General features: G+C 46.2%; 7 protein-coding genes. 4 read left to right on the forward strand and 3 right to left on the reverse strand.

Features of this window, described 5'->3' with window-relative positions:
* The first annotated feature begins 290 nt into the window (after positions 1-290).
* Positions 291-749 (forward strand): pyridoxamine 5'-phosphate oxidase family protein, encoded by a 459-nt coding sequence (locus tag EO93_RS02220; RefSeq protein ID WP_048160980.1) that lies wholly within the window; start codon positions 291-293, stop codon positions 747-749.
* 418 nt (positions 750-1,167) lie between these two features.
* Here the strand turns inward: EO93_RS02220 and EO93_RS02225 are convergent, their stop codons facing one another.
* Complete coding sequence (locus tag EO93_RS02225; protein WP_048160981.1) at positions 1,168-1,986, reverse strand: hypothetical protein; 819 nt, start codon at positions 1,984-1,986, stop codon at positions 1,168-1,170.
* 265 nt (positions 1,987-2,251) lie between these two features.
* Between EO93_RS02225 and EO93_RS02230 the strand changes: the two genes are divergently transcribed.
* From EO93_RS02230 to EO93_RS02240, 3 genes are all read left to right on the forward strand, one after another.
* Positions 2,252-3,550 carry a TIGR00341 family protein gene (locus EO93_RS02230; protein WP_048160982.1) on the forward strand — a complete coding sequence of 433 codons (1,299 nt, stop codon included), beginning with the start codon at positions 2,252-2,254 and terminating at the stop codon, positions 3,548-3,550.
* 388 nt (positions 3,551-3,938) lie between these two features.
* Positions 3,939-5,237: a TIGR00341 family protein gene (locus EO93_RS02235; RefSeq protein WP_048160983.1), complete on the forward strand. Its 1,299-nt coding sequence runs from the start codon at positions 3,939-3,941 to the stop codon at positions 5,235-5,237.
* Between the two features lie 278 nt (positions 5,238-5,515).
* Entirely contained in the window at positions 5,516-6,487 is a 972-nt protein-coding gene (locus EO93_RS02240; RefSeq protein WP_048160984.1) for an MBL fold metallo-hydrolase, read from the forward strand.
* 100 nt (positions 6,488-6,587) lie between these two features.
* Here the strand turns inward: EO93_RS02240 and EO93_RS02245 are convergent, their stop codons facing one another.
* Together EO93_RS02245 and EO93_RS02250 are read right to left on the reverse strand one after the other, a co-directional pair.
* Positions 6,588-6,920 carry a hypothetical protein gene (locus EO93_RS02245; RefSeq protein ID WP_048160985.1) on the reverse strand — a complete coding sequence of 111 codons (333 nt, stop codon included), beginning with the start codon at positions 6,918-6,920 and terminating at the stop codon, positions 6,588-6,590.
* A gap of 59 nt (positions 6,921-6,979) precedes the next feature.
* The gene (locus EO93_RS02250; protein WP_235282907.1) at positions 6,980-7,618 is read right to left on the reverse strand and encodes a DUF2284 domain-containing protein; all 639 of its coding nucleotides are present in this window, start codon (positions 7,616-7,618) and stop codon (positions 6,980-6,982) included.
* Positions 7,619-7,748: the final 130 nt, after the last annotated feature.

Consider the following 7,748-nt stretch of genomic DNA (forward strand, 5'->3'; position numbering starts at 1 on the left):
GGTTGGGCAAATACAGGAACATGCCGATTGCGATCAATAAAACGATAACAATGGATATAATTGCATAGATAAGTTGTTTTGCGTTCATTTTACTGCTCCAATTTAGATTTAAGAGCTGTTAACTATAAAAACCGTTTCATTCAATCTCAGATCATTTTGTATGTGATTATTTGAATAAAAATGAAAAGCTATCAATTTATAGCCTTCTTATCAATTAAAATATCCTGTTTAAAACGCCCTTTATCAGTTTAGAGCATTCCTCAGCAAACAATCTCTTCAAGGTGAAACCAATGGGAAACCAGAAACTTATCCGGGACCCGCAGAAAATCGAAGAAATCCTTTCAATTGCAAAATTCCTCCGCCTCGCCCTTTCCGATGCCGAAACCCCATACATAGTCTCCATGGCATTCGGTTATAAGGATAATGCTATCTATCTTCACAGCTCCCGGGAGGGCAGGAAAATTGATGTTTTAAAAAGGAACCCCCGTGTTTGCTTTGAAGCCGACATCGAAACCGAAGTGCTCACTGACGACGACCCCTGCAAGTACAATGTCCGCTACAGGAGTGTTATCGGGCATGGGCAGGCAAAGTTCCTGGAGGATTACAATGAAAAAGTCGAGGGACTTACTGTGCTTTCTGAACATTACGGAAAAAAGGGGCCGTTTGAGTTTGAAGCATGGAAGGTTAACAGGCTGTGTGTGATTAAGATTGAGATTGAGAAGATGACCGGGAAAGAAAGCGGATTTTGACCTGCTCGTTACTTTTCCCCAAAAACCGATTTCTAATTCATAGGTAAATATAAGCGCCTCCGCCAGTTTGCCTGGCGGTCCTGCAAAAAAAACGAAGTCGAAGAAAGAAAGACAGAAAAGTGAGACTAAAAAAGAGACTTGAAAATAAGTGTTTTTCAGAGAGTTTTAATTCCATTCGCATCCTGACAGGATATTTGGCTTTTTCACTTTTTGGCTTTGCTTATTCACTTTTTTACTTTGCTTTTTCGTCTTTTTTCAGGGAAAGACCGCTCTCCTGCGTCGAGCGTGACAAGAACGACCCAAGATAGCGAATAAGGTTGTATGGGTCAATGAAATCACATTTTCTGGTACATTCAGACTATAATTTTACATTTAGCCAGAATTTTACGCCTGACTATACGAGGGAAATTGCTGCACATCAGATGATTCTGGACACAAGAGTATAAGCAAAAGCACTTATAACCAGCCTGATCGAAGAAAACACAACCGAAACCATTGAAAATGCCACCAGGTAAACATTGAGAGCCAGAATACCCGTGAAACAACCGGATAAATCAATATTTAGGAGCAGGGCAATCACATTTACCAGCAAAATGAAAGAAAATATTGTGACCAGACCTCTTCCTGCTCCTTTAAGGTCTTCTTTGCTCAGGGCTATATGGGAAGAGATTGCGATTGCAAGGGCAAAATAGATCCAGAAACTGGCTGAGGTTAAGTTTTCTGTCGAAAAAATGCTTTTAAAAAGCTGGGCTGTCAGCACGAAAATACTTTCTAACGTCCGGGAGTCAAACTGGCCGGAGCCAAGGGTCAGATAGTTTGCAAAGGTGGCAAAGGACTCAGGCAGGAAGAGGAACATCCCGAGGACCAGGGCGAACGTTCCGCTGAATATGGGGCCCATGCCTATGAAAAAGTTTCCTATGTTCTGGTAGAGGCTTTTCTGGTTCCAGCTGTGATTGACGTACCCAAGAATTCCGTCCCGGGGTCTCAGGTTAAAGAGCTTGAATTTATTTACCTTATGCTTGAAAAGATAGCACATCAGCAGGTGGCCAAGTTCGTGGATTGGGGTACCTATCCAGGCTGTAATCATAATTCCTTTCAGACCAAAAACACTCTGGATATAGAAGTTGGCTCTATTCTCAATAAACCCCAGGATGAAGCCGATAAGGATCAGAGAGCCTGTAACGCAGAGGGTTTCGAACAGGCTCAATTGCAAAATAGTGAGAAGTATATTTTCCATTTTTACCTCTAAAACACAAAATTCAGGCCTTCAAGCTTTCTCAAAACAATCTCAAATTCTACAATTGGGTAATATTCCAGTTCAATTTTTATTTCATGAAATCCGCTATTTTTTTCCTTGTTGTGTACAGTACACATCATAATAAATTCAATTTTTCTTTTCCCTCTATATATTTAGAGTAGTCGGGCTGTAGACATGAGATTACTTTCTATTCTATTTCAAATCAGTCAATATATATTATATATTATAATTATTTAATTATATTATGCGTATTGTTCAGGTACTCATTCCGGAAGGGAAGCGGGAGCCAGTACTGGCTGTGCTTGATGACGAGCAGATCGATTATGCGGTCTGGGACGAAACAGGGAGAGGGGAATTCGAAGCCCTGGTCCAGTTCCCCATACCGCCGATCGGCGTCGAACCGGTGATGGCCAGGCTGCGTGAAGCGGGAATCAGCGCGAATACGTACACAATCGTCCTGTCACCCGAGACGGTTGTTTCTGCACGGTTGGGAGCGTTGAAGAAACGTTATTCAGGACTCCGCATTTCCAGGGAAGAACTCATAGCACGTGCGGAAGATCTTGCACCTGCGACTTCTACTTTTCTTGCTTTTCTTATTCTAAGCACTGTTATTGCTACGGCCGGGCTGCTGCTTGACTCTGCTGCAACAATCATAGGAGCAATGGTCGTTGCCCCACTCATGGGACCGGCAATCTCCGCCAGCGTCGGGACAGTAGTCGATGAACGGGAACTCGCCTCCCGTGGGGTTAGACTGCAGGTGCTGGGACTCCTGCTGGCAATCGCAGTTGCTACCGTGATAGGTACAATCATGAAAGGAACGCTGCTTTTGCCGCCGGGACTCGATATCCGCGAAGTAGGCCAGATTGCCGAGCGTACCACCCCGAACTTCCTGTCCCTCTTCCTTGCGCTGGGCTCGGGGCTTGCCGGCGGCATAAGCATTATGCGGGGCTCCGGGTCTACCCTCGTGGGCGTGGCAATTGCAGTGGCCCTCGTCCCTCCGGCTGCAACATCGGGGCTCGGGCTTGCCTGGGGACTCTACGACGTGGCGATAGAAGCTGCCGTGCTGGTGCTTGTAAACCTGCTTGCTATCAACGTATCGGCCCTCATCCTGTTCTGGCTTTCCGGCTTTCGCCCTGCTGAGAAAAAGGCGGTTGGTCGTGCCCGCACCGCGGTGATCTCACGCGCAGCAGTCCTCGCCGTTGCAATCGCCTTCCTCTCCATAGTTCTCGCTCTTGTCACTTATACCTCCTTCCAGACCGCTCTGGTTGAGCAGGAGATTAAACAGGAACTGGAGAAAATGTTCAAGGAACCTGAGTATGCAGAAGCAGAGTTTATACTGGGAGAGAGCATAGAAGTCAGTTATGGGCCTTCAGATTTCCTGTTAGGTAAACCGGTAGAGGTGACTTTTTTAGTGGGGTATCGAGCCGGGGTAGAAATTCCTCCGGATATTGGTAGGGTAGCTGACGATCGGCTGAAAAAGGCCACTGGCAAAGAAGTTAAGATCACTGTCGGCTTCGTTGTAGCTCAGCAGATAACCGATTAAGCTATTGGGGCAGTCGATCTTGAATATCCTGACTCCGACCTGCCTTACGGCAGTTTCCCGCTTTGTAGAGCTATCCAGGCTGGAAAATTATCTTCTTTAAAAAAAATCATCTGTGGAATCTTGCCATAACCCTTTACTAATTTTTACTGCAAATTCTGTCCTTAGTCATGAATATCGTATCCTAAACACTCCTCTTTTGCATTCAGGTTCGGCTTTTTCCGTAGCTTTTGCCATACTTTTTCCGTAGCTTTTGCAGCAGCAGAGGATTTCTCCTCCAATGTTAAATATATTAATGGGAGTTTGTCTTTTTAAACTATTTACTGTCTACTAAATTTCAAACCCGATCAAATAAAAATAAATATATATATTATAATAACATAATTATATTATGCGTATTGTACAGGTACTCATTCCGGAAGGGAAGCGGGAGCCAGTTCTGGCTGTACTTGATGACGAGCAGATCGATTATGCGGTCTGGGACGAAACAGGTAGAGGGGAGTTCGAAGCCCTGGTCCAGTTCCCCATACCGCCGATCGGCGTCGAACCGGTGATGGCCAGGCTGCGTGAAGCGGGAATCAGTGAGAATGCGTACACAATCGTCCTGTCACCCGAGACGGTTGTTTCCTCACGTTTAGAAGCGTTAAAGAAACGTTATTCCGGACTTCGCATTTCTCGGGAAGAACTCATAGCACGTGCGGAAGATCTCGCACCTGCCACTTCTACATTTCTTGCTTTTCTTATTCTAAGCACTATTATCGCTACGGGAGGGCTGCTGCTTGACTCTGCTGCAACAATCATAGGAGCAATGGTCGTTGCCCCGCTCATGGGACCGGCAATCTCCGCCAGTGTCGGGACAGTCATCAATGAGCGGGAACTTGCCTCCCGTGGGGTAAAACTACAGGTGGGAGGGCTCCTGCTTGCAATCGCAGTTGCTGCCGTGATAGGTGCAATCATGAAGGGGACGCTGCTTTTGCCGCCGGGACTCGATATCCGTGAAATAGGCCAGATTGCCGAGCGTACCAGCCCGAACTTCCTGTCCCTCTTCCTTGCACTGGGCTCAGGACTTGCCGGTGCCATAAGCATTATGCGGGGCTCCGGGTCTACCCTTGTGGGAGTGGCAATTGCCGTGGCCCTCGTCCCCCCGGCCGCAACATCGGGGCTCGGGCTTGCCTGGGGATTCTACGGCGTGGCGATAACAGCGGCTGTACTGGTGCTCGTGAACCTGCTGACCATCAACGTATCTGCCCTCATCCTGTTCTGGCTTTCCGGCTTTCGTCCTGCTGAGGAAAAGGCTGTTGGTAGTGCCCGCGCCGCGGTGATCTCACGCGCAGCAGTCCTCGTAATTTTAATCGCCCTCCTCTCCGTAGTTCTCGCCCTTGTCACTTACACCTCCTTCCAGGCCTCTCTGGTTAAACAGCAGGTTGACCAGGAGCTGTGGGATATGTTCGAAGAACCTGAGTATGTAGAAGCTGGGATTGGACGGAGTGAGGCTATAAACGTCAAATATACACCCTCAGACCTCCTGCTGGATGAACCGGTAAAAGTAGGTTTTTTAGTGGGGTATCAAGCCGGGGGAGAAATTCCTCCGGATATCGCCACAGTAGCTAGCGAACGATTGAAAGAGGCCACCGGCAAAGACGTTGAAGTCACTATCGGCTTCGTCGTAGCTCAGCAGACTGCCACCTAAGCTTTACGGGGCACCCTCTTCCCGGAAGTTTCCTTTTTTTGCCTGCCCTCTAGATCTCCGGTATCCGAAAACCGGAACACCTTACCTGCCGAAAAAATGAAACTCTCCTGAAAACAGCTGCGTGAGGAAGGGGAATCCTGCTCAGGCGGTTAAAATATTGCCGATACCAATACAAATAATTTTGAAAAACTTATAACGATTCACGTCCTTCAGCCCTGTATAAACCTGGATATAATTGACTAAAAACGGCCAGAAAGACTAAACTGCTGGGTGTATATATGAATGAACTGAATATTCGGGAAGCAGACCGGCTGGAAATAACAGTTTTTATGGACAATTATACGGATATGCTGTTAGTAGAAAGCACAGGCGTATACAAACGACCGCAGATACCTTTACCGCAAATCCTTCTCGCCGAACACGGGCTTTCCTGTTTAATCAAAGTTTATGAAGGGGCTGAGGAACATACCGTGTTGATGGATGCAGCCGTAACTCCTGCCTGCCTTTTAAATAATATCGAACTTTTGAAGGCTGATCCCGGCAGCATCGAAGCCTTTGTCCTTAGCCACGGGCACCCTGACCATTTTCTCGGGCTTGCCGGGCTCTTTAAGCTCATAAGTGAGAAAAGGGATAAAGGAACCACGCCTGGAATTCCGCTGATTCTTCATCCCGATGCCTTTCTTGAACGCCGCCTGAATATTCCTGCAATCGGGCGCCCGGTTCCAATACCTGTACTCAATGAAGATATTATGAAAGAAACCGGAGCTGTCCCCGTAAAGTCCGAAAAAGCTTTTTCGATTGCTAATGGCCTTATCCACACAACCGGAGAGATTGAGCGCAAAATCCCATTCGAAAAAGGATTCCCCTGGGCTGAGGCAAAGGTTGACGGAAACTGGATAACTGATCCCTTCCGGGATGACCAGGGACTTGTGATAAAATTGAAGGGAAAAGGGCTTGTTGTCATCAGCGGCTGTGCCCATGCAGGGATTATCAATACCGTAGAACATGCAAAGAAAATAGCAGGCACAGATAAGGTCCATGCAGTCCTGGGAGGTTTTCACCTGACAGGGCAGCTCTTTGACCCAATCATCCAGCCCACCATTGACGAAATGAAACGCATCAACCCCGATTACGTCGTGCCCATGCACTGCACAGGCTGGAAAGCAATAAACCGATTTGCCGAAGAGATGCCGGGGAAATTTCTGCTCAATACGGTCGGCACTACCTATTTATTTGGCGGAAATCTTTAAGTTGATACCGAATTTTAAGTTGATACCGAATTTTAAGTTGATACCGAATTTTAAGTTGAGAAGCCGGCGAAGGAAAAAAGCTCCGGCTCTTTAACGACCTTCAGTGTCCCAATAAAATAGCCGCAAAAAATGCCATTATCAGACATAAGAAAGTAAAGACGAGAGCAAGGATTGACTTTATCTCTTCTTCTTTTGGCATCCGGTAAGGCTTTCCATTCACATATATTAGGTAGAGCACAGCTGTTGAGACTGGCACTACCCAGAAGAAGTACTTGATCTCATCATAAGATACCACCTCAGTTGCAGTCATCATGGTTAATGCAATCATCAACCAGCCTATGATGATATAAATTCTGATGACTGTTTTCTTTTTCACAGAAATAAATTTAGAGCTACTGCTGCGGTATTGGTTCTGAGTTTTCGGACCTGTCAACTGTGTAACACCCTAATTTAATATAAGGACCTGAGTTTAAAACTGTTTCTTTCCCGGTTTCAGTCGATCAGGAGGATGGACATCGGTTCAGGCTGCCCTTTGATAGGAAACACTATGGGCATTTCTGCTTCTGCCGCTGTCTTTTTCATATTGATTCCAACAGCGTGTTCCGGGATCCTTGCCATATTTGAGTGGAGGCAGGTTCCCTTTTCCACGTTGCACTTCTCACAGAGCCTGCAAGAACCGTTAACAAAGGCAACTGCAAAGGTAAAACCTTCGTTAAAAGCTGCTTTTTCAAGCTCAAGCATTGAGAGTAGCATTTTTTTGCTGTAGTCGAAATAATCGGACCAGAATTTTCCTGCTTTTTCCCTTGTTTCGTCAGTTTCGGCAGGGTCAAGCCAGGTCTTATAAGGGGCTTTTGCGATCTCTTCATCTGCAACTGCAGGAGACCGGAACTTGACAAGCAGGGCATACCTGTACTCCTTAAGTATCTCCCGAAACTCGTCAACAGTAGGGACGTGCGGTGGGCAGGTCAGTTTTTTCCCGTACCCTACACATCCTCTGCATTTTAAGACCACTCTTTTCTCTACAAAGACCTGATAGGTGGGAATTATCTTTGCGTCAACAGCCTCCAGCTCAATGGCTTTTTTCACAAGGAACTCAAGTTCTTCGGGGTTTATATCTCGAAACGGCATCATTTTCCCTTCTCAAAACCTATTTTTCACTTAAAGCCGACTTTCCGCAAATGTCCTCAAAAATAAAATTATTTTTATTAAATGGCCAACTGTCAAATTATAATTGACCTTTGTTAATGGCAATTCGTTGATT

The sequence above is a fragment of the Methanosarcina sp. 1.H.A.2.2 genome, assembly GCF_000979975.1.
GTDB lineage: Archaea > Halobacteriota > Methanosarcinia > Methanosarcinales > Methanosarcinaceae > Methanosarcina.